Source organism: Micromonospora sp. NPDC049891 (assembly GCF_040660295.1).
Lineage (GTDB): Bacteria > Actinomycetota > Actinomycetes > Mycobacteriales > Micromonosporaceae > Micromonospora.
Window position 1 is genome coordinate 213,798 of the sequence record NZ_JBFAML010000001.1, and the last position, 20,410, is coordinate 234,207.

Sequence of the window (20,410 nt, forward strand, 5' to 3'; positions counted from 1 at the left end):
CCCGGCTCGGTCCGGCCGCACGCTCTGGTCCGACACCCGCAGCCCACGGAGATGCCCTCCGCGATGGCCGGTGTCGTGACACCCCCGATGGCGGTTGCCATGGCACTTGCTAGGCGTTTGCCATCTGGCAACCAGTCACACCGTGACTCACGCCGAACTCACACCGCGACGCCCACCGATCCGACGTGCCACCAGGCCGCATCGGACAACCGATCGCACCACCGATCGGATAGCCATTCCCGATTTCGCCGATAGCCATTTCACCAGGAGAAACCCCATGGGACAGATGCTCCGCAAGCTCAGCACCCGACCCGACCCCGACACCACCAGCCCCGGCCGCAACCGGCCCGGCCAGCCCCGCATCATCACCTGCCGATACCTCAACACCAGCGGCAACCAGTGCAGCGGCGAGGCGCTGGACGAAACCGCCGACGTCGTCTTGTGCGGCCGGCACACCGCCCTGGTCGTCGAACACTTCAACGCAGCCGCCCGCCGCCACCTCGGCGACGACCTCGACCGCGTCAACGCCCAGGTAGACAACCTCAACACCGCCCTGACCGCAGCCACCACCGGGAGCAACCAGTGACCACCGCCGACATCGTCACCCTCTTCGCCGGCTGCGGCTTCTGGGCACTGTTCATCGCACTCATCTGGACCACCTACCGGCCGCCGCACACCAACGTCCGGCGCACCACCGAGCTGCGTCGCCTCGAAGCGGTCCGTCAACTGGTTGCCGAACTCACCCAGATGCGCGACCAGCTCGACACCGCACTCCACGCAGCCCGCAACGAAACCCCGGACCGGCCGTCGCAGGCACCCACGCCGCCACACAACTAGCCTGACCGCGTACAAGCTGGGAGCACGCGATGAACGACCACCCCCACAACCTGGCCGCCGCCGCCAACTGCTGGTCGCTGCGCCGATCCTGGGCTGTCTGGCGCGACACCAACAGCAGCGACACCAACGACGGCCTACGCTCCACCACCTACGGCCACCGTGGCGGCGGTGGACACAGCGACCCCGTAGCCGACACCGCCGACACCACCACCCGCCGCAACCACCTCGCCGAACAAGTCCGCGAACACGTCGACAACGCCCGATGGCTAGCCACATCCGCGCTCCGCCACACCGGAATGCCCATCGGCCCGGCACTCGCCGCACTCACCAACGTCATCGACCACCTCGACCCGGCCACCGCCCACGACGTCAGCCACCACATCCACCAGGCCGACACCGCCATCCGCCGCGCACTCCGGCTCGGCGACGACTGGTGGCCGCTACCCGGCAACCCGAAATGCCCCGGCTGCGGCACCCGAATGCTGCGCGCCCGCACCAGCAACCCCAACCGGGCCGCCTGGCCGATCATCTGCACCGCCGGCTGCCGCTGCACCGGCAACACCTGCCCCTGCCCCGCCGTCACCAAATTCAGGGGGACACCCCACATCTGGCCGGGTGCCCTGCTGGTCGGCACACTCAACCTGGAAGCGACCACCGTGGAGGCCAGCGCATGACCGACCTGTCGCAGGCGACCACCCAGGAACTGGCCGACGAACTGACGCAGCGGTCCGCCCTGCCTCGCTGCGGCTGCGGGCGGTGGAGGACGTACCTCGGCGCGTACGACCATGACGGCTACACCCTGCGCTGCCGGGGCTGCCTGCGCGCCGTAGGCAGGTGCCTGTGCGGCTGACCCTCGCCCCGGCTGCTCTGCCCCGCGACCACGACGGCTACGAATACGGCACCGCCGGACAACTCGCCCCGCTACTCACCAGCCCCGAACGGCGCGTCACCGCAGGCAGCATCCGCAACTGGGCATACCTATCCCGCCGACCCGGCCACCGCCTCCACGGACGGCTACCCGCCATCCACATCCCCGGCCCCCGCACCGGCAACACCTACTACCGGCTACACGACGCAGCGCAGGTAGCCGCCATGATCGAGGCCGGTATACGATGACGTGACACTGGCGCAGCGGGTGAACTGCGCCCACCGGCCCGCTCGGCGGCCTACGTAGCCGAGACGAGATGCGAACGCACAACCCGCACGGCCCGCCAACCTCCCCAGGCGGGCCGTACGCATACCCGAACCACAACACCCCCAGGGGACCGGGGGAACCCGGGGGTGCACACACCATGACCCCCCACACCAAACACACCCCCTGGCGCACCACACCCCTACCCCCCGGCTGGGCCACACGCATCCGCCCACGCATCCTCCGACGCGACCCCACCTGCAAACTCCGCACCCACTGCCGAGGCGCAGCCAGCCAAGAAGTCGACCACATCGGCGACCCAACCGACCACAGCGACAACAACCTGCGCGGCGTCTGCCAGCCATGCCACGCACACCGCACCGGACAGCAAGGCGCAGCAGCAGCCAACGCCGCACGACCCAAACGACTGCGACCCACCACCGGCCGCCACCCAGGCTTGCGGTAACCGACCGTCACCGACCGGGGTGGGGGCTGCCCCCCTCCCCGGGGGGCCCTGCGCGGCGGGGGTTAGCGCCTCAGCCAGCGTATGAATCGAGATGGGCCGGGAGGTGACCGTCGGTAATGGGTGTTGCTGGTCGGAAGCCGAAGCCGGAGGGGCAGCGCCGTAACCGGATGCCGCCGACGCATGACTGGACTGAAATTCCGAACGTCCCGTACCAGGGTGAGCGGCCGAAGTTGCCGACCCGGTACCGGTCGACGGAGGACGGGACGCCGGTTCGGGTGTCGTGGCCTGCGCGTACGAAGTCGTGGTGGGAGACGCTGTGCCAGATGCCGCATTGCGTGTTGTGGACGGCGTCGGATTGGGATTTCGCGGTGGACACGGCCGAGGTGCATGCCCGGTTCGTGGAGGGTGGTTCGGCGACGGAGTTGCGGATCCGGGAAAAGCTGCTGGGCACCACGCTGGACGCGCGCCGTGATCTGCGGATCCGGTATGTCGACCCGAAGCCGGCGGCCAGCCCGGCGGGCGCGGCGGGCGCGGGGGTGACGAAGCTCGATGACTACCGAAGCCTCTACGGGTGACCTGCCCGATGTGCCGGTGTCGGCGGAGTTGCCTGCCGGCTACTACGTGGACCGGTGGAACGGCACCAGGGCGTGGTGTTCGCTGCCGTGGCCGCGCGACCTGTCTGATCTGCCGCCGTCGATCGGCCCGCAGGTCATCGGGTGGGCGGAGTGGCGGACGTACGAGCAGACCGGCGAGCCGGGGCTGATCCACTATCTGACCGGCAAGCCGTGGCAGTTCACGCCCGGCCAGCGCCGGTTCCTGCACCTCTGGTACGCGTTCGACCCGGAGACGGGGCGGTGGCTGTACCGGCGTGGGGTGAAGCGTGGGGCGAAGGGCACCGGCAAGGATCCTTTCGGCGGCGCCTGGTGCAACATCGAGCTGATCGGCCCTTCCCACCTGGTGTGGGATGAAGAGTCGCAGCGGTGGACGGGCGAGCGGCACATGATGCCGCTGGTGCAGATCGCGTCGAACTCGGAGGCGCAGTCGAAGGATGTGCTGCGGGTCGCCAACGCCATGCTGCCGAGGGAAACCCGCGACTTCTACGGCATCGACTGCGGGGAGACGCGGACGATCCTGACCGACGGCGGCGGGCGCATGGAGATCCTGACCGCGTCGGAGAAGACAGCCGAGGGTGACCCGGCAACCGCGATCCTGCTGAACGAGTCGCACCACATGACGGCGTCGTCGGGCGGTCACAAGATCGCGGCGGTGGCGCGGCGGAACGTCGGCAAGAGTCCGGCGGAGTTGCAGGCGCGGGTGTGCGAGATGACGAACGCGCATGTTCCGGGCAACGACTCGGAGGGTGAGCGGTCGTACAACGCGTGGCAGTCGCAGGTGGGCGGGCACACCAAGGGCCGCGTTGACATCCTGTACGACTCCATCGAAGCGCCACCCGACACCGACCTGTACGACGACGAGTCGCGCATGGCTGGGCTGCGGGCCGCGTACATGGATGCGCCGTGGGCGGACCTGGAACGGCTCAGCGATGAGGTGTTGGACCCGTCGACCAGCGAAGCCGACAGCATCCGCTTCTACATGAACGGCCTGGCGGTGGCCGAGGACGCGTGGATTGATCCGCGCCGCTTCGATGATCTGGCCCGCGCCGATGTGGTGATCCCGGACGCCGAGCAGATCGTCATGTTCCTGGACTGCTCGAAGTCGACGGACGCGACCGGCCTGGTGGCGTGTCGGGTGTCGGACGGGCATGTGTTTGTGCTCGGTGTGTGGCAGCGTCCGCACGGCGACCGGGGCAAAGGGTGGCTGGCACCGCGCCATGAGGTGGATGCGACGGTGCGGGCCGCGTTCGACCGGTTCCGGGTGGTGTGGTTCGGGGTGGACCCGAGCCCGGCCCGCGACGACGAAGACGAGTCGCTGTACTGGATGCCGATCATCGACGGTTGGCACCGCGATTTCGGCCGGAAGCTGCGGGTGTGGGCGACTGGCGGGCAGAAGGTCGGCCATTCGGTGTTGTTCGACATGCGGATCAAAACGCCGGGTGGGGTGCGCCGCAACCAGCAGTTCACGTTGGCGGCGATGCAGTGCGCGGCCGACATCGACGAGCACGGCACGTTGACGCATGACGGGTCGGCGGCGCTGCGGATGCACACGCATGCGGCCCGGCGGCGCACCAACCCGTGGGGTGTCTCGTTGGGGAAGGTCACCCGCGACTCCCACAAGCTGGTCGACCTGGCGGTGTGCATGGTGGGCGCCCGGATGGGTTGGCGGATCGCGTTGAACAGCGGCAAGGTGCGGCAGCGTGCCGCCGGTAAGCGTGGAAGGGCGGTGTTCTGATGCTGGCTGCCGCCGACCTGCTGTCTGTCGTCAACGAGGCGTACGGGATTCAGGAACGTGAGCGCGTCGAACTGGACGTGTTGCGCCGGTACGCCACCGGCAAGCAGCCGCTGCCGCTGGTGATTCCCGCCGACGCCCCGCCGGAGGTGCGGGAGATGGCCCGGATCGCCCGCATCAATCTGGTCGCCATCGTGTTGAACAGCCTGACGGAGTCGCTGTACCTGGACGGGTTGCGGACGACGGAGGTTGACGAGTCCGGCGACCAGCAGGATGTGTCGCTGCCGGTGTGGGATGTGTGGCAGGCCAACCGGTTGGACCGGGGGCAGGCCGGTTTGTATCGGGCGACGTTCACGTACGGCACCGCGTACATGGTGGTGACTGCTGGCCGTCCGGTGCCGGTGGTGCGGCCGGTGTCGCCGCGTGCGATGACGGCGGTGTACGGCGACGATCCGGATTGGCCGCTGTTCGCGTTGGAGCGGCGGCGGGGTGGCTTGTGGCGGCTGTACGACGACACGCACGTTCACACGCTCAAGCGTGACCCGGACAGGGGCGGCTGGGAGTTGGCGGCCGAGGCGGCAGAGCACGGCCTGTCGTACTGCCCGGTGATCCGGTATCGGGACGCCGAGGATCTGGACGAAGAGGACGAGGCGCCGCCGCTGGTGCCGGATGCGCGGGGTGGCCGGGCAACGCAGGTGGTGGCCGGTCAGGTGGCGCCGCTGATGACGTTGCAGGATCAGGCCGACGTCACCACGTTCACCCTCAAGTCGGCCGAGTGGTACAGCGCGTTCCGGCAGCGGTGGATTGTGGGTTGGACGCCGGAGAACCGCACCGACAAGATGCGGGCTGGCGCGTCGCAGATGTGGACGTTCGAGGAAAACCCGGAGGACGTCAAGCTCGGCGAGTTCAGCGAAACCACCCTTGACGGCTATCTGCGGTCCCGCGAGGCGGTTCTCAAGTACGCGGCCACCCTGTCGCAGACGCCCGTGCACGAGCTGATCGGCGAACTGGTCAACCTGTCGGCGGAGGCGTTGGCTGCGGCCGAGGCGGGCCGCGACCGGAAGGTGGAGCTGCGGAAGACCGGGTTGGGTGAGTCGCACGAGCAGACCGCCCAGGCGATCGGTGACCTGCTCGGTGTCGACGTGCCGGACGACATTCAGGTGGTGTGGCGGGACACGTCGGCGCGGGCGTTCGGGGCGATCGTTGACGGGCTGGGCAAGTTGGCGCAGATGCTCGGTATCCCGCAGCAGGAGTTGTGGGATCGGGTGCCGGGGGTGACGCAGCAGACGGTGCGCCGTTGGAAGGCGGTGGCCGCGCAGGGCGACGCGTTGGGGAATCTGACGGCGTTGTTGGAGCGGCAGGCCGCCGGGGGCGGTGAGCGTGTCTCGGCTGGCGGGCTGATCCTGCCGCCGGGTGTGGCGGCGTAGGTGGCCCGCACGACCGTCGGCGCGCAACTCACCCAGGCGCACCGGCAGGCACAGCTTGCGCTGCGGGCCGATGTGCTGGCGGATCTGACCCGGCTGTGGACGCTGTTCGACACCGGCGATGTGGAGGCCACGTTCGTCAGGTTCGCGGCGGCGGCGGAAATCCTGATCCGGCAACGTCACGGCGACTCGGCTGGGCTGGCGGCGGCCTATTTTGAACGCTTCCGTGCGGCGGAAGGGGTGGGAGGGTCGGCGGCGGCACGCCTGGTGGATGCGCCGCCGCCGACTCTGGTGCGGGAGACGCTGCGGCTGACCGGCCTTGCGGGCGCGACGAACGCGTTGCAGGCGGGGCAAACGCCGGTACAGGCGAGCCGGAACGGGCTGGTGCGGGTGGCCGGCGCGGTCACCAATCTGGTGTTGCGGGGCGGTCGGCGCACGCTGGTCGAGTCGGTGCGCGCGGATCGTCAGGCACGCGGCTGGCAGCGGGTCACGTCGGGTTCCCCGTGCGCGTTCTGCGCCATGATCGCTTCGCGTGGTCCGGCGTTCAAATCTGACCGGTCAGCCCGGTTCGAGGCACACGACCACTGCGGCTGCTCGGCCGAACCGTTCTACGAGGGTTCGCAGGCGCTGGCCCGCAACACGGCACTCGCTGAGGCGTGGCAGAACGCGCAGCGGCAGGCAGCGGACACCGGTGATCTGCGTCGGGGCACCTCAAATGACGCGTTGAACGCGTTCCGCCGCCACCTCGGCGGCCAATAGACCACCGGCCCGACAGGGGCCGGCAGACCCGACAGGGGAACCGCGATGGCGGACAACGACGGCACCGACAACCAGGGCGAACCGGCCGGCACGGGCGGCAAAGACTGGCAGGCGGAAGCCGAAAAGTGGAAGGCCCTCGCGCGCAAGCACGAGGACAACAGCAAGACCACTCGCGCCGAGCTGGACAAGCTCAAGCAGGCCAGCGACACCAGCAAGTCCGACATGGACAAGGTCATGGAAAAGCTGGCGGCGATGGAGCAGAAGGCCGCCGACGCCGAACGTCGCGCACTGGTGACGGAGGTGGCGGCAGCCAAGAAGCTGACGCCCGCCCAGGCGAAGCGGCTCACCGGCGCCACCCGCGAAGAGTTGGAAGCCGACGCAGACGACCTGCTGTCGGCGTTCGGCACGGCCGGCGACGCCGGCAGCGGATCCGGCGGCGGCAGCGACGACAGCGGCGGCAACGGCCGGGCCGGTGGCGACCAGGGCGCAGCCCGGGGACGCCCGCGTGAGGCCCTGCGTTCCGGTGCCGCCGTGCCGGCCGGCGGCGAGGAAGAAACCGACCCCATGAAGCTCGCGGCGAAGGTGCCGCGACTTTAACCGAGCGGCGGACGGAACACCCGGCCGCGCGTAGGAAGGAAGCGACGTGGCGAACACGTTCCTGAAGCCCACCACGATCGCCCGCACGGCGATCGGCCTGCTGTACCGGGAGCTGGTGGTTGCCCGCACCGTGTGGACCGACGCGGTCAACCCGGGCGAGTTCACCGGTGTCCTCAACGACACCGTCACCCTGCGGGTGCCGGCCCGGCGGACCGCCCGCAAGCGGGTGCTGCGTGCCGGCACGCCGATCGTCAACGACAGCTCCGCCGAGTACGGCGTGGACGTCAAGCTCGACACCGACGTGTACAACGGTGCGGCGATCACCGACGAAGAGTTCACGCTGGACATCTCCGACTTCGGCGCCCAGGTGCTGATGCCGCAGATCCGGGCCGTCGCCGAGGGCGTCGAAGACGAGATCGTGGACGAGATCACCGCCGCCGACTACCCGGCCGGCATGACCATCGACCCGACCGACGCCGACCTGCTCGACATGTCGGACACCGACTGGTACAAGGTGGCCACGCGGGCGCGGCGGCTGCTCAACGACCAGCATGTGCCCCGGTCGAACCGGACGCTGCTGGTCGGTTCGGCGGTGGAAGAGCAGATCCTCAACTCCGACCGGTTCACCCGCTTCGACTCGACCGGCCCGGACGCGTCGGATGCGCTGCGGGAGGCCACCATCGGCCGTATCGCCGGTTTCAACGTGGTGCCCAGTTCGGCGCTGGACGAGGAAGAGGCGTACGCCTACCACCGGACCGCGTTCGTGCTCGCCGCGCGGGCACCCCGCGTCCCGCAGGGCGTGTCGTTCGGCACCACCCGGGGGCTCGCCGAGGCCGAGCAGTTGGGTGCGTCCGCCAGCTTCGGGGGCATCTCCGTTCGCTGGCTCATGGACTACGACTACACGAACACCACTGACCGGTCGCTGGTCAACACGTGGGTGGGTACCGCCGCCGTGGAAGACCCGGACGACCCGACCGACCCGGAGTCGACGGTGTCGATGCACCGCGCGGTGAAGATCAGCGAGGGTTCGTGACCGAGGTTGGCCCTGCGGCCGGCGGCGACAGTCGGGATCTCACCGACGAGTTGCGTCGCAGTCGTGCCGCAGGGCGTGACCCGGGTGCCGATCTGGTGCCCGACGCATCCGGCGGTGACCCGATCCCGTGGGAGGAACCCCGGCTGGCTGAACCGCCACCCCCGGACGATGCCGGGGACGACGGGGAGGGGTGAACGATGGCCGACCGTCCGCCCCTGGCCACACTGGGGCAGTTGGGCAAGAAGATCGGCTACACGCCGACCGGCGGGGAAGCGGACCGGGCTGAGGGGCTGCTGGCTGAGGCATCCGAACTGATCCGTGACGTCGCCGGCCGCACATGGCTCAACGACGCCGGAGATGCCGTGGTGGATGTGCCGCACCGGGTGCAGAACATCTGCGTCGCGGCGGCGTTCCGGGCGTTCACCAACCCGGAGGCGTTGAACCAGCGCACCCTCGGCGACTCGGCGAAGTCGTACGACCGGACCGGCCGTGAGGGCGGCGAGGACGTGTACCTGACCACGTCGGAGGAACGGTCGGTGCGGAAGGCGGCGGCCGGTAGTTCGTTCGTGTCGGTGACGTTGGTGTCCCCGTACGGCGGTGCCGACGTTGAGGGTGTGCCCGGATGGTGACACCGGTTGGGTTGCACGAGCTGCCACGCACGTTCGCGGTGTGGCGCACCACCACCGCCCCCGATGGGGCGGGTGGGCAGACGTCGACCCGCGCCCAGGTGGGTTCGGTGCGTGCCCGGGTGTCGCAGCCGACTGCGGCGGAGCGGGTCGCGGCGATGCAGGCGGGTGCGCTGCTCACCTTGGCCGTGTACATGCAGCCTGCTGCGGATGTGCGGCGTGGTGACGAGCTGCGCGGCGACGGCGAGGTGTACCGGGTGAAAGCCACGGTGGTGCCGTCGGAGCCCGCCTATTTGCGGGCTGACTGCGATCTGGTCGACGTGGAGGGTCAGTGAGCGGGCCGTCGTGGTCGATTCTGATTCCGACGATCGGGCAGCGTGAGGTGCTGTTCCGGCGGCTGTTGGATGTGCTGCTGCCGCAGCTTGACCCGTTCGGTGGGCGGGTGCGGGTGCTCGGCTGGTGGAACAACGGCTCACCGACGTTGGGTGAGATCCGGCAGGCGCTGGTGGAGGCGGCCGGCACCGACTACGTGTGCTTTGTCGACGACGACGACATGGTTCCGGACTACTACGTGGCCGAGATCGTGCGGGCGTTGGAGTCGGAGCCGGATCACGTCGGTTTCAAGGTCGACTACTTCGTTGAGGGTCAGCTACGCGAGGTGGTGGATCACAGTCTGCGGTATCGCCGCTGGTACCGCGACGCGAACGGCCTGTACCGGGATTTCACCCACATTGATCCGCTGCGGCGTGATCTGGCGTTGCGCGGTGACTTCCGCCGCCGTCACCGGCGGGGCCGGGCGGAGGACCGGCCGTGGGTGAAGCAGGTTCGCCCGTACGTGCACACGGAGGAATACGTCGACAAGGTGATGTACCACTATCTGTGGTCGGAGCATGTGTCGGCGTGGCAGCGGCCGGAGAAGATCCGGCAGGGGTTCCGCCGCCCGCAGGTGGACCACCCACATTTCGTGTGGCATCCGGAGTCGGCCCGTGGCTGACCTGCTGGTGATCGTGCCGTCGCGTAACCGGCCGCAGTCGGTGCCTCGCCTGCTCGACGCGTGGGATGCGACCGGCGCGTGGGAACACGCGGCGCTGCTGTTCGCGGTCGACTGTGACGATCCGACGATCGACATCTACCGTCGGCATGCGGCCGACCGGGAGGGCGACGGCAAACTGTGGTGGCTGGGCGAGTCGCCGACGTGGCGGCCGATGGTGCACAAGCTCGACTTGGTGGCCACCACTGAGATACGCGACTACCCCGTGGTGGGTTTCGCGGGCGATGACCATCTGCCGCGTACCCCGGGCTGGGTGGACCGCTATCTGCATGAGTTGGCGGACCTCGGCACCGGGATCGTGTACGGCGACGACGGCTACCAGGGTGAACGCCTGCCCACCCAGTGGGCGATGACCGCCGACATCATCCGCACGCTCGACCGCATGGTGCCCGCACCCGTCGAGCACCTGTATTGCGACAACAGCGTGTTGGACCTCGGCCGCGCCGCCGACTGCATCCGCTACCTGCCCGACGTGCTGATCGAACACATGCACCCGGTTGCCGGCAAAGCCGACAGCGACGACCAGTACCGGCGCGTCAACGGCCGCGACCAGTACGCCCGCGACCGCCGCACATACCAGCGGTGGCGCCGGTCCGGTCTGCACGCCGACACGGCGGCTGTCCGCCGACTTCGAGGAGACACACATGCCTGACGTCATGGTTGCCACCCGTTCCGGCACGCTGGCCTGCGACGGTCAGCGGTATCGGCTGCGCCGTGGCCGCACCACCGCCCATTCGACGCACCCGGCGGTGGTCGACAACCCGGACCTGTGGACGCCGATGCGCGTCGACCTGCCCGCCCCGGACCCGGTACCAGTCGTGGAGGCGGAGGTGAAGTCGCCGGCCGCCATCGAAGCACAGGAGAAGCCAGCCACGGCCAAGCGGCGGGCACCCCGAGCGAAGGCCAACACCGAGCGTGCCGCCGATGGGTGAGCCGACGCGGGAGATGCCGGCTGCGAGCGAATGCCGTCGCCTCGCCTCGGACTGTGCTGCCGCCGACAACGTGGCCCGGTCGGTGATGTGGTCGCTGCTCGCCATCGCCGGTGACCTCGCCGAGCTGCGCCGCGACCTGAGGCGGGCACGCTGATGGCCCGCAGGCAAACCGTCACCGTGGACGGCATGGGGTTGCTGTCGAAACGCCTCAAGCAGCTACCCGGCAAGGTTCAGGACGGTCTACGCGCGGCGGTCCGCGACGAAACCAACGACGTGGTGGACGACATGCGGCGCACGGCACCCCGCGACACTGGGGATCTGGTCCGGGGAATGCAGACCGAGATCACCTCAGACGGATTGGGTGGCCGGGCAGTGTCCACGGCCCGACACTCAACGTTCGTCGAGCACGGCACCGAAGACACCCCCGAGCAGCCGTTCATGGCACCGGCCGCCGAACGGGCACGCCGCCGCTTCCCCGGCAGAGTCAAAGATGCGGTGGGTGTCGAGTTGAAGGATCTGACCCGGTGACCGCCCCCGTGTCCCGGTCCCCGATCCACCCGGTGCAGAAAGCCATCTACCAGCGGCTGACCGCCGACACGATCCTGATGGCGGCACTGACCGGCGGCGTCCACGACCAGGTACCAGAAGACAAGGTCCACCCGTATCTGCGGATCGGCGACCACCTTTCGGTGCCCGACAACGACCACGGCGGGTTCGGTCGGGAAATCACCGTCACCCTGCACGTGTGGACCCGATCGCGGGGCAACACGCAGGGGCAGACGATCGCCGGCCGGCTGATCGAACTACTCGACCATCAGCACCTGCCGGTGGAGGGCCACAACGTGGTCAGCGTCCGCCACGAATTCGACCAGGCGCTCACCGACCCGAACCCGGAGATCCGCCACCACGTGGTGCGGTTCCGGATCGTCACCAGCCAGCAGTAAAGGAGCAAACCCATGAGTGGGCGCGACGCATTCGGCACCCAGTTCAAGCGCGGCGACGGCGGCCTGCCGTCGGAGACGTTCACGACCATCGCCAACGTCACCAGCATTTCCGGACCGAACCGCACCAGGGAAACCATCGACGTCACCGCACACGACAGCGAAGACGGGTGGATGGAGTTCATCGGCGGGCTCAAGGACGGCGGCGAGGTGTCGCTGGAGTTGAACTACGACCCGTCCGAGGACACCCACGACCTGGACGACGACTTCGACGACACGGAGCCGCGCAACTACCAGATCGTCATCCTGCCGGACACCGAAGACGAGCACACCTGGTCGATCGCCGGGATCCTCACCGAGGTTGGAGACGAGTTCCCGTACGACGACAAGATGGGCCGGTCCATCACCATCAAGGTGTCGGGTAAGCCGACCCTCGCGGCGACGGGAAGCTGACCGATGGCGATTCTGTCCCGTGACGCGATCCTGTCCGCTGAGGACCGCACGTTCGGTGAGGTGGACGTCCCCGAGTGGGGTGGCACCGTGCGGATCCGGTCGATCACCGGCAAGCAGCGCGACAGCTACGAGGCGTCGCTGATCCAGCAGCGCGGCAACAGTCGGCAGATGAACATGCGCAACGCGCGGGCCAAGCTGATCGTCCTGTGTGCGGTCGACGAGCACGGCTCGCCGCTGTTCACGGAGAACGACATCAACGCGCTCGGTGCGAAAAACGCCAAGCCGGTGGAGCGGGTGTTCGACGCCTGCCGGAAGATCGCCGGCCTGTCCGACGACGACATGGACAAGCTGACCGAGGATTTCGACGCGACCCAGGGCGACGATTCCGCCACCGACTAGCGGCGCACCTGGGATACACCGTCGGTGAACTACTCGCCCGCATCGATGCCCGGGAGTTGTCGGCGTGGGCCGCATACGAGCAGGTCACCGGCACGCTCGGCCCGACCCGCGTCGACATCCTCGCCGGGATCATCGCCTCCACTGTCGCCAACGCCAACCGTGGCAAAAAGGGACGCCGGTACAAGCCGGAGGACTTCATCCCCAAGTGGGATGAGCGTGGTGTCGCACCCGCCGAGCAGAGCGGCGAAGACCATCTGCGGCTCGTCAAGTCGCTGAACAAGGCCATGGGTGGCGTGAAGCAGCGGAGGGGTGGTTCGGGTGTCGACGTTGGCGGATCTGATGGTGAAGGTCGGCGTCGACAACGACGGCGTCAGCAGCGGCACCCGGGAGATCGAGTCAAAGTTTCAGAAGACGTGGGGCCGGGTTAAGGCCGGCGCTGCACTGGCTGGCGCCGGGATCGGGGTGGCGTTGGCTGCCGGCGCGATGAAGGGGCTGGAACTCGACGCGGCGCGGGCGAAGATGGAAGCCCAGTTGGGTGACCCGAAGTTGGCGGCCGAGCTGGGCGACATCGCCGGCAAGGTGTACGGGCGAGGCTTCGCCGAATCTGCCGGTGCCGCCATGGATGCGGTGCGGGCGGTCACCTCGTCCGGTCTGGTGCCCGACGGGGACGCGGCGAAGATCGAAGAGTTGACGGTGGCGGCCCAGGCGTACGCCACCGCGTGGGGTGGCGACGTCGCCGACGCCGCACAGTACGCGTCCACCCTGATCGGGTCTGGGCTGGCGAAGGACGCCACCCACGCCATGGACCTGATTACCGTGGCCAGCCGGAAGGTGCCGGCCGCGCTCCGTGAGGATGTGCTGGAAGCCGGAGACGAATACTCGCAGTTCTTTCGCACGCTCGGGTTCGACGGCGAGCAGGCTTTCTCGGTGCTGGTCAACGCGTCCGCGAAAGGCAAGTACGGGCTCGACAAGGCCGGCGACGCGATCAAGGAATTCACCCTCCGGGCCACCGACATGAGTACCACGTCGGTGGAGGCGTACGAGGCGATCGGCCTGGACGCGCAGAAGATGTCGAACCGGATCCTGGCCGGCGGTGAAACTGCGAAGGGTGCCTTCGATCAGATCATCACTGGCCTGTTGGGGATCAAGGATCCGACGGAGCAGGCCAACACCGCCATCGGCTTGTTCGGCACCCCGTTGGAGGACTTGAACGTCGCCGACATCCCCGAATTCTTGAAGGGGCTCAAGGCGTCAGAGAACAGCCTCGGCGATGTGGCGGGGGCGGCGGGCAAGGCCGGTGATGCCTTGGAGAAGTCAACCAGCCAGAAGTTGGAGGCGTTCAAGCGGCAGGCCGAGCAGGCGCTGGTCGCCACCTTGGAACGGGCGGTGCCCGCTATCGCGTCTACGTTCGGCTGGTTGCAGCGCAACAGCGGCTGGGTTGGTCCGCTCGCGGCCGGGCTTGGTGTGCTCGCTGCGATCATCGGCACCATCATCGTGATCACGAAGGTGTGGACGGCGGTTCAGACGGCGCTCAACGTGGTTATGGCGATGAACCCGATCGGCCTGGTGGTGCTCGCGGTCGTCGCGCTGATCGCCATCATCGCGTTGATCGCCACCAAGACCACCTGGTTCCAGACACTGTGGAAGGCAGTGTGGGGCGCGGCGAAGGCGACGGTCGAATGGGTGGTCAACTGGATCGTCGGCGGGTGGAAGTGGGCCTTCAACACTCTGTCCGCTGGGGTGCGGTTGTGGTGGTCCGTGTTCTCCGGTGCCTGGCGGAAGGTCGGCAACTTCGGCCGGCAGATGCTTCAGTGGATTGTCGATAAGGCGATTGCCTTCAACCGGTTCATGACCTCCCTGCCCGGCAAGATGGCCGGCAAGCTGCGGTCGATGTTCGACCCGTTGAAGACGAGTTTCCGCAGAGCAGTGAACTGGATCATCGGCCGGTGGAACGGCCTCAGCTTCACCATCGGCGGCGGCAACTTCATGGGCATGAACGTTCCGTCGATGACTCTCGGCACCCCCAACATTCCGTACCTGGCCAGCGGCGGCATCGTGCCCGCCACCCCCGGCGGACGGCTCGCTGTCCTCGGTGAAGGTCGCCACGACGAAGCAGTGGTGCCTCTACCGCGTGGTGCCCGCGACTTCGCCAACAGCGGCGGCGGAGCACACGTGGTCGTCGAGTTCCGAGGCGGCAACGAAGCAGCCGACTTCGTGGTGGAAACGGTCCGCCGCCACGCCAAGCGCAAGGGCGGCAGCGTCCAGTTCGCCTACGGGAGGTGACCGTCGATGACGCTGTTCACGCCCAACGGACAGTTGTACCTGGGGCCGGATCTGGGCTGGGTGGATATCACCGGCGACCTGCGGATGACCACCGCAGACAGCGGCGGGGGCATCTCCATCACCAGAGGCACACCGAACGAGAGCGACAACGCCGACCCGGGGAACTGCTCGGCGACCCTCAACAACAGGGCCGGCAAGTACAGCCCGCGTAACCCGCTGTCGCCCTATTACGGGCTGATCGGACGTAACACTCCCATCAGGGTGGGGATGGCTGAGGCGGACCCGGGTAGCGCGGTCGCGATCCCGGGTCGCACGTTCACCGCGACGCCGCAGGGGCCGCACATCATCGCGCCGCACCACTCGTCGCTCAACGTGACCGGGGATTTGGACGTGCGGTGGTGGGCGATCCACCACAACGGCTGGCGGGGTGTGCGGTGCCTGCTCGGTGGCCGCGTGGAGGGGCTCACCACACAGTCGTGGTACGTGATCTTGGAGGCTGACGGGCGGCTGCGGCTGGTGTGGTCGCCGGACGGGTCGACGGTCAACAACGCGTCCTCCACGGCGCCGGTAGTGCCGGGTCCGGATGGGCAGTTGGCGGTGCGGGTGACCCTCGACGTCAACAACGGTGCTGGTGGCAGAACGACCACGTTCTACACGGCGCCCAGCTTGGCGGGGCCGTGGACGCAGCTCGGTGACGCCCGGGTCGGGTCGGGCACCACCAGCGTGTACGCGGCGACGACCAGCTTGGAGATCGGTTCGGAGAACACCGTCAACCTTCCGCCGTTCTCCGGGCTGATGCTGGGTTTCCAGTTGCGCGACGGCATCAACGGCACGCTGCGCGCCTCACCAGATTTCACCACCATGCAGGTCGGTGACCGGACGATCACCGATGCGCAGGGCCGCACGTACACCCTCGACGCCGGCTGCGAGGTGGTCGACCGGGGCGCGCGGTTCTTCGGTGAGGTGGCGGGCTGGCCGGTGCGGTGGGACCGCTCCGACCGCGACGTGTGGGTGTCGCTGGAAGCGGCCGGCATCATGCGTCGCCTCGGCCAGGGGGCACCGCCGGTACAGAGTCCGCTGCGGCGCACCCTGACGGCGTCCGCCCCAGCGGGGTATCTGCCGTTGGAGGACGGCACGGAGGCTTCCCGCCCGGCGAGCGCCATCGCGGGGGGAACTGCCGGCACCGCGCGAGCGGTGAGTTTCGGGCAGGCTGTCACGGGCGGGCTGGGTGCCTCGGCGGTGGCCCGGTTCGACGACGCCACGTCGTATCTGGCGATGCCGGTGCGGGCGGCGTCCAGCACCACCTGGTCGGTGATGGTGTTTTTCCGGCTGGCGTCGCTGCCGCCGGGCGGGGACGTGACGTACGCCCGGATCCACATGACGGGCGGCACGGTCGCCCGCTGGGATCTCCAGTCGTCCACCGGCGGCTACCGGTTCATCGGCTACGACGCCGACGGCGGGGTGGTACAGGACAACGCCGCCCTGCATGGGACTGATGCGCCGCCAACGACGTGGACGTCCATGACGATCACCTGGTCGGTGTCCGGTGGGACGGTGTCGTGGGAGCCACGCTGGTGGGGGATCGAAGCGCCGTCGTACTGGCGGATCGCCGGCCTGTCGTACTCGGGGTCGCTGGGCCGACCGACGCGGGTGGACCTGCTCGGCTCGGATGTGACGTCAGGTGCGGAGTGGTCGCACCTGCTGGCCATCCCCGGTCCGACGCCGCTGGGCGGCGGCGAGTTCATCGACGCGGCGACTGGTTGGGCAGGCGAGCGTGCCGCGCTGCGGATGCTGCGGCTATGCCAGGAGCAGGGCGTGCCGATCGTCTTCGCCGGTCACCCGCACGCGACGGCGAAAATGGGGCCGCAGCCACCGGGAACCCTGTTGGAGTTGCTGCGGGACTGTGCGACCGCCGACGGTGGGATTCTGCAAGAGGCGCGCGGTCTGCTCGGCATGTCGTACCGGACTCGGATCTCCATGTACAACCGGCCGGCTGTGCCGGTGGCGTACGACGGCAAGCTGATCAGCGCGCCGTTCGAGCCGGTCGACGACGACGACGCGGTGGCGAACGATGTGACGGCGGTCCGTTCCGGCGGTTCGTGGGCGCGGCGGGTGCTGGCCGAAGGGCCGATGTCGGTGCAGCCGCCACCTGACGGTGTGGGCTCATACCCGGCTGAGGTGACGGTCAATGTCGCCGCCGATTCGCAGCTTTCCAGCCAGGCGGGGTGGAGGCTGCACCACGGAACTGTCGATGAAGCGCGATACCCGAAGATCCGTTTCAACTTTGCGGGTAAGGCGTGGCGGGTGAATCCGGCGCTGCGGCAGTTGGTGGCCCAGCTGAATGCGGGCGAGCAGGTGGCGTTGGTGGGGTTGCCGAGCTGGCTGCCGCCGGGGCCTACCCGTGCCGTGGTTCGTGGCTATACGGAGATGCTGGATGCCACGCAGTGGGATTTCACTCTGCACGCGTCTCCGGGCTCGCCGTGGCGGGTGTTCGTGATCGGTGATCAGCGGCTGGGCCGGCTGGACACGGCCGGGTCGGAGCTGGTCACGTTCGTTGACGGCTTCGAGTCCGAACTACTGGTGGCGACGGACCCGAACCGGCGCCGCTGGATCACGACGTCGGAGAGGCCGCAGGACTTCCCGTTCCACTGCCAGGCGGGCGGGGAGATCATGCGGGTCGATGCGATCGGCGACGTGCTCAACGCCAACCCGTGGATGGCCGGCAACGTCACCGGGTGGACGGCGCAGAACTGCACGCTGGCCTACTCGACGGCGCAGACCCGGGCCGGGTACGGCAGCATGCTCGTCACCCCGAACGGCAGCTCGGCGTCGGGCGGCGCGCAGGCGTCCACCTCGGCGACCGTGGTCCCGGACGCCACGTACCTGCTGTCGATGTGGGTGTACTCGCCCGCCGGCTGGTCGGGCGGGATTGCCCCGGCCGTCGACTGGTACACCGACGCCGGAGGGTTCATCTCGTCGACTGTGCCAACCCCGGGGGCGATCCCGGCGGGGGTGTGGACGCCGTTGACGGCGACGGTGACTGCGCCGTCAACGGCGGTGGGGGCTCGGGTTCGGGCCCGGCATGCGGGCACACCGGCGGGCACGGACGTCTGGTACGTGACGGCGCTGATGATCCAGCCGCAGCCGACCGGCAGCCCGCAGGCGTTCACCGTCGGCCGGTCCCTGAACGGCGTGGTCAAGGCACACCCGGCCGGGTCGCGGCTGCGAATCGCCTACTGGGAGGCGTGAGGTGTCGGTTGTCTGGATGATCAACGGAAACGGCACCTCGACGTCGGTGCCGGTGTCGGTGCGGGTGACGACAGGGCCGATCCGGATCGGCCGGTCCACGTCGCCGTCCTTTACCAGCCCGACGTACACCAGCTCGGTCAGCGTCAACGCGACCGGCCAAGCCAAGGCCACCCTGTCGGGGCTGTCGCCGGGCACCCGCTACTGGTGGCGCGTCGAGGACAACGGAACGCTGGACACCAGCGTGACCGGCACGTTCGTGACCGCGCCTGCCGCTTCGGGTAGCCCGGCGAGCTACACGATCGGCTGCATCGGTGACGCCGGGATCACGCCCGTGGTGCCCGGCGTCACCGGCTCCGCCACCAGCCGGCTCAGCAATCATCCGGTGTTCGACACGATCCGGCTGCGGGCTTTGGCCGAAAACTGGCTGACGGTCGTGCACCACGGCGACCTGCACTACTACGACCTCGGTAGCGGTAGTCACGGATTGTCCGCCTCGGCGACCGTCACGCAGTACCGGACGGCGCTCGACGACGTGTTCGCCCAGCCACGCCAGCACGAGCTGTACCGGTCGTGCCAGCTGGCCTACATGTGGGACGACCACGACTACGGCCCCAACGATTCGGACTCGACCGCTCCCGGCCGCAACAACGCGTTGCAGGTGTACCGGGAGCGGTTCGCTACGCCCACGCTGCCGGCGAGCAGCGGCAACCCCGTCTACCACTCGTGGCAGGTCGGCAGGGTGCTGCACATCATCTCCGACACCCGCTCGGCCCGCACCGGGTCGACGATGCTCGGCTCCGCCCAGCTGTCGTGGCTGCAAACCCTGTTGTCGACGTCGACAGCGGACGCGCTGATCTGGCACATGCCCACCCCGTGGCTGGGTCAAGGCTCCGACACCTGGGCCGGCTACAGCAGCGAGCGATCCACTATCGCAGGCTGGCTGACGGCGGGCGGCTGGACCGACCGCATGTGGATGATCAACGCGGACGCCCACACGCTGGCCATGACGACAGCGGCCGGCAACGCCCACGGAGGGTTTCCCGTCGCCCTGGTCGCAGGCTTGGATGCCACCCCGCACACCTGGACGTCGCAGTACGACCTGGGCATGTGGCCCGGCCGCGCACAGTACGGCACCGTCCGCGTGGACGACAACGGCTCGGACATCGCGCTTACCTGCACCCTGTGGCGCAGGACGACGCCGATCATCGCCCAGACCGTCACCGCCGGTGGCCGCGCCCGCATCCCCGCCGGATCCCCGTCCCACGTCCTGGCCCTGTGAGGAGACGCGATGTCGATCGACCTGTACGCCGGCCAGGTGCCCACTGCTGACGAGCTGCTCGCCCTGAGTCCCACGTACGTGCAGCTCGGCACCGCCCACAACATCACCAGCTCGACCACGCTCCAGTCGACGGCGATCATCGTGCCCGTTGACGGGCCCACCGTGGTGGAGCTGTCCGCCCGGTACGCCTCCGGCGGTGGTGGGATCAAGTGGTCGTGGGCGGTCAACGGCGGCTCGCCGTCCCTGCTGGTGCGCGACATCATGTCGGTCGGTTCGTCGACGTCCACGACCGACGGCACTCTCAACGTCGCGGACATGAGATGGCGGCAGATCGCGACTCTCACCGAGGACCAGGCGTCCGCGCACTTCAACGCCGCCGCCACCCAGCTGATCCGGGAACGGCTGCTGCTCGAAGGGACGGGCGAGATCGTGTTCCGGTTCGCGCAGGCGTCGTCCAACGCGTCCGCGACGACCCTCAACGCGGCGAGCTTCGCGACCATCCAGAAGGTGAGGCCGCTGTGACCCGCGCACCACAGAACCTGCTCGACGCCCGCCGAATGCTTATCGACCACCTTGGGCCGAAAGCGCAGCGGCCCGGGGTGA

General features: G+C 68.8%; 26 protein-coding genes. All 26 read left to right on the top strand.

Going from position 1 to position 20,410, the window contains the following annotated elements; translation table 11 throughout:
- Nucleotides 1-277 precede the first annotated feature (277 nt).
- A complete protein-coding gene (locus AB0I71_RS01025; protein ID WP_357581190.1) occupies nt 278-586 on the top strand; it encodes a hypothetical protein in 309 nt (102 codons plus the stop codon).
- Entirely contained in the window at nt 583-837 is a 255-nt protein-coding gene (locus AB0I71_RS01030; RefSeq protein ID WP_357581191.1) for a hypothetical protein, read from the top strand. Before AB0I71_RS01025 ends, AB0I71_RS01030 begins: the two co-directional genes overlap by 4 nt.
- 29 nt (nt 838-866) lie before the next feature.
- Nucleotides 867-1,511: a hypothetical protein gene (locus tag AB0I71_RS01035; RefSeq protein ID WP_357581192.1), complete on the top strand. Its 645-nt coding sequence runs from the start codon at nt 867-869 to the stop codon at nt 1,509-1,511.
- Nucleotides 1,508-1,687 (top strand): hypothetical protein, encoded by a 180-nt coding sequence (locus AB0I71_RS01040; protein ID WP_357581193.1) that lies wholly within the window; start codon nt 1,508-1,510, stop codon nt 1,685-1,687. The genes AB0I71_RS01035 and AB0I71_RS01040 overlap by 4 nt, the downstream gene beginning before the upstream one ends.
- Nucleotides 1,678-1,953: a hypothetical protein gene (locus AB0I71_RS01045; protein ID WP_357581194.1), complete on the top strand. Its 276-nt coding sequence runs from the start codon at nt 1,678-1,680 to the stop codon at nt 1,951-1,953. Before AB0I71_RS01040 ends, AB0I71_RS01045 begins: the two co-directional genes overlap by 10 nt.
- 850 nt (nt 1,954-2,803) lie before the next feature.
- On the top strand, nt 2,804-3,010 hold the full coding sequence (locus AB0I71_RS01050; protein ID WP_357581195.1) for a hypothetical protein: 207 nt from the start codon (nt 2,804-2,806) through the stop codon (nt 3,008-3,010).
- Nucleotides 2,985-4,784, top strand: coding sequence for a hypothetical protein (locus AB0I71_RS01055; protein ID WP_357581196.1), 1,800 nt, complete (start codon nt 2,985-2,987; stop codon nt 4,782-4,784). Before AB0I71_RS01050 ends, AB0I71_RS01055 begins: the two co-directional genes overlap by 26 nt.
- On the top strand, nt 4,784-6,208 hold the full coding sequence (locus AB0I71_RS01060; RefSeq protein WP_357581197.1) for a phage portal protein: 1,425 nt from the start codon (nt 4,784-4,786) through the stop codon (nt 6,206-6,208). The genes AB0I71_RS01055 and AB0I71_RS01060 overlap by 1 nt, the downstream gene beginning before the upstream one ends.
- Nucleotides 6,209-6,964, top strand: coding sequence for a hypothetical protein (locus AB0I71_RS01065; RefSeq protein WP_357581198.1), 756 nt, complete (start codon nt 6,209-6,211; stop codon nt 6,962-6,964).
- A gap of 45 nt (nt 6,965-7,009) precedes the next feature.
- A complete protein-coding gene (locus AB0I71_RS01070; RefSeq protein WP_357581199.1) occupies nt 7,010-7,561 on the top strand; it encodes a hypothetical protein in 552 nt (183 codons plus the stop codon).
- Nucleotides 7,562-7,607: 46 nt separating this feature from the next.
- Nucleotides 7,608-8,594 (top strand): P22 phage major capsid protein family protein, encoded by a 987-nt coding sequence (locus tag AB0I71_RS01075; RefSeq protein WP_357581200.1) that lies wholly within the window; start codon nt 7,608-7,610, stop codon nt 8,592-8,594.
- Nucleotides 8,591-8,788 carry a hypothetical protein gene (locus AB0I71_RS01080; protein ID WP_357581201.1) on the top strand — a complete coding sequence of 66 codons (198 nt, stop codon included), beginning with the start codon at nt 8,591-8,593 and terminating at the stop codon, nt 8,786-8,788. The genes AB0I71_RS01075 and AB0I71_RS01080 overlap by 4 nt, the downstream gene beginning before the upstream one ends.
- A gap of 3 nt (nt 8,789-8,791) precedes the next feature.
- A complete protein-coding gene (locus tag AB0I71_RS01085; RefSeq protein ID WP_357581202.1) occupies nt 8,792-9,223 on the top strand; it encodes a hypothetical protein in 432 nt (143 codons plus the stop codon).
- The gene (locus AB0I71_RS01090) at nt 9,217-9,555 is read left to right on the top strand and encodes a phage head closure protein (protein WP_357581203.1); all 339 of its coding nucleotides are present in this window, start codon (nt 9,217-9,219) and stop codon (nt 9,553-9,555) included. Before AB0I71_RS01085 ends, AB0I71_RS01090 begins: the two co-directional genes overlap by 7 nt.
- On the top strand, nt 9,552-10,214 hold the full coding sequence (locus AB0I71_RS01095) for a glycosyltransferase family A protein (RefSeq protein ID WP_357581204.1): 663 nt from the start codon (nt 9,552-9,554) through the stop codon (nt 10,212-10,214). Before AB0I71_RS01090 ends, AB0I71_RS01095 begins: the two co-directional genes overlap by 4 nt.
- The gene (locus tag AB0I71_RS01100) at nt 10,207-10,923 is read left to right on the top strand and encodes a hypothetical protein (RefSeq protein WP_357581205.1); all 717 of its coding nucleotides are present in this window, start codon (nt 10,207-10,209) and stop codon (nt 10,921-10,923) included. Before AB0I71_RS01095 ends, AB0I71_RS01100 begins: the two co-directional genes overlap by 8 nt.
- Nucleotides 10,916-11,203, top strand: coding sequence for a hypothetical protein (locus tag AB0I71_RS01105; protein WP_357581206.1), 288 nt, complete (start codon nt 10,916-10,918; stop codon nt 11,201-11,203). Before AB0I71_RS01100 ends, AB0I71_RS01105 begins: the two co-directional genes overlap by 8 nt.
- On the top strand, nt 11,196-11,357 hold the full coding sequence (locus AB0I71_RS01110) for a hypothetical protein (RefSeq protein WP_357581207.1): 162 nt from the start codon (nt 11,196-11,198) through the stop codon (nt 11,355-11,357). Before AB0I71_RS01105 ends, AB0I71_RS01110 begins: the two co-directional genes overlap by 8 nt.
- A complete protein-coding gene (locus tag AB0I71_RS01115; RefSeq protein WP_357581208.1) occupies nt 11,357-11,731 on the top strand; it encodes an HK97-gp10 family putative phage morphogenesis protein in 375 nt (124 codons plus the stop codon). The genes AB0I71_RS01110 and AB0I71_RS01115 overlap by 1 nt, the downstream gene beginning before the upstream one ends.
- A complete protein-coding gene (locus tag AB0I71_RS01120; RefSeq protein ID WP_357581209.1) occupies nt 11,728-12,147 on the top strand; it encodes a DUF3168 domain-containing protein in 420 nt (139 codons plus the stop codon). Before AB0I71_RS01115 ends, AB0I71_RS01120 begins: the two co-directional genes overlap by 4 nt.
- Nucleotides 12,148-12,159: 12 nt before the next feature.
- Nucleotides 12,160-12,597 (top strand): phage tail tube protein, encoded by a 438-nt coding sequence (locus AB0I71_RS01125; protein ID WP_357581210.1) that lies wholly within the window; start codon nt 12,160-12,162, stop codon nt 12,595-12,597.
- Nucleotides 12,598-12,600: 3 nt separating this feature from the next.
- A complete protein-coding gene (locus AB0I71_RS01130) occupies nt 12,601-12,996 on the top strand; it encodes a hypothetical protein (RefSeq protein ID WP_357581211.1) in 396 nt (131 codons plus the stop codon).
- 342 nt (nt 12,997-13,338) lie between these two features.
- Nucleotides 13,339-15,279, top strand: coding sequence for a phage tail tape measure protein (locus AB0I71_RS01135; protein WP_357581212.1), 1,941 nt, complete (start codon nt 13,339-13,341; stop codon nt 15,277-15,279).
- A 6-nt stretch (nt 15,280-15,285) separates the two neighbouring features.
- Nucleotides 15,286-18,528, top strand: coding sequence for a hypothetical protein (locus AB0I71_RS01140; RefSeq protein WP_357581213.1), 3,243 nt, complete (start codon nt 15,286-15,288; stop codon nt 18,526-18,528).
- A gap of 1 nt (nt 18,529) precedes the next feature.
- Entirely contained in the window at nt 18,530-19,807 is a 1,278-nt protein-coding gene (locus AB0I71_RS01145; protein ID WP_357581214.1) for a hypothetical protein, read from the top strand.
- A gap of 9 nt (nt 19,808-19,816) precedes the next feature.
- Nucleotides 19,817-20,329 carry a hypothetical protein gene (locus AB0I71_RS01150; RefSeq protein WP_357581215.1) on the top strand — a complete coding sequence of 171 codons (513 nt, stop codon included), beginning with the start codon at nt 19,817-19,819 and terminating at the stop codon, nt 20,327-20,329.
- Nucleotides 20,330-20,410: the final 81 nt, after the last annotated feature.

Bases quoted from the DNA above. Each gene is read 5' to 3' on its own strand.
- AB0I71_RS01025 (WP_357581190.1), top strand. From the start codon at position 278: ATGGGACAGATGCTCCGCAAGCTCAGCACCCGACCCGACCCCGACACC.
- AB0I71_RS01035 (WP_357581192.1), top strand. From the start codon at position 867: ATGAACGACCACCCCCACAACCTGGCCGCCGCCGCCAACTGCTGGTCG.
- AB0I71_RS01040 (WP_357581193.1), top strand. From the start codon at position 1,508: ATGACCGACCTGTCGCAGGCGACCACCCAGGAACTGGCCGACGAACTG.
- AB0I71_RS01055 (WP_357581196.1), top strand. From the start codon at position 2,985: ATGACTACCGAAGCCTCTACGGGTGACCTGCCCGATGTGCCGGTGTCG.
- AB0I71_RS01060 (WP_357581197.1), top strand. From the start codon at position 4,784: ATGCTGGCTGCCGCCGACCTGCTGTCTGTCGTCAACGAGGCGTACGGG.
- AB0I71_RS01070 (WP_357581199.1), top strand. From the start codon at position 7,010: ATGGCGGACAACGACGGCACCGACAACCAGGGCGAACCGGCCGGCACG.
- AB0I71_RS01085 (WP_357581202.1), top strand. From the start codon at position 8,792: ATGGCCGACCGTCCGCCCCTGGCCACACTGGGGCAGTTGGGCAAGAAG.
- AB0I71_RS01090 (WP_357581203.1), top strand. From the start codon at position 9,217: ATGGTGACACCGGTTGGGTTGCACGAGCTGCCACGCACGTTCGCGGTG.
- AB0I71_RS01105 (WP_357581206.1), top strand. From the start codon at position 10,916: ATGCCTGACGTCATGGTTGCCACCCGTTCCGGCACGCTGGCCTGCGAC.
- AB0I71_RS01110 (WP_357581207.1), top strand. From the start codon at position 11,196: ATGGGTGAGCCGACGCGGGAGATGCCGGCTGCGAGCGAATGCCGTCGC.
- AB0I71_RS01115 (WP_357581208.1), top strand. From the start codon at position 11,357: ATGGCCCGCAGGCAAACCGTCACCGTGGACGGCATGGGGTTGCTGTCG.
- AB0I71_RS01125 (WP_357581210.1), top strand. From the start codon at position 12,160: ATGAGTGGGCGCGACGCATTCGGCACCCAGTTCAAGCGCGGCGACGGC.
- AB0I71_RS01130 (WP_357581211.1), top strand. From the start codon at position 12,601: ATGGCGATTCTGTCCCGTGACGCGATCCTGTCCGCTGAGGACCGCACG.
- AB0I71_RS01140 (WP_357581213.1), top strand. From the start codon at position 15,286: ATGACGCTGTTCACGCCCAACGGACAGTTGTACCTGGGGCCGGATCTG.
- AB0I71_RS01150 (WP_357581215.1), top strand. From the start codon at position 19,817: ATGTCGATCGACCTGTACGCCGGCCAGGTGCCCACTGCTGACGAGCTG.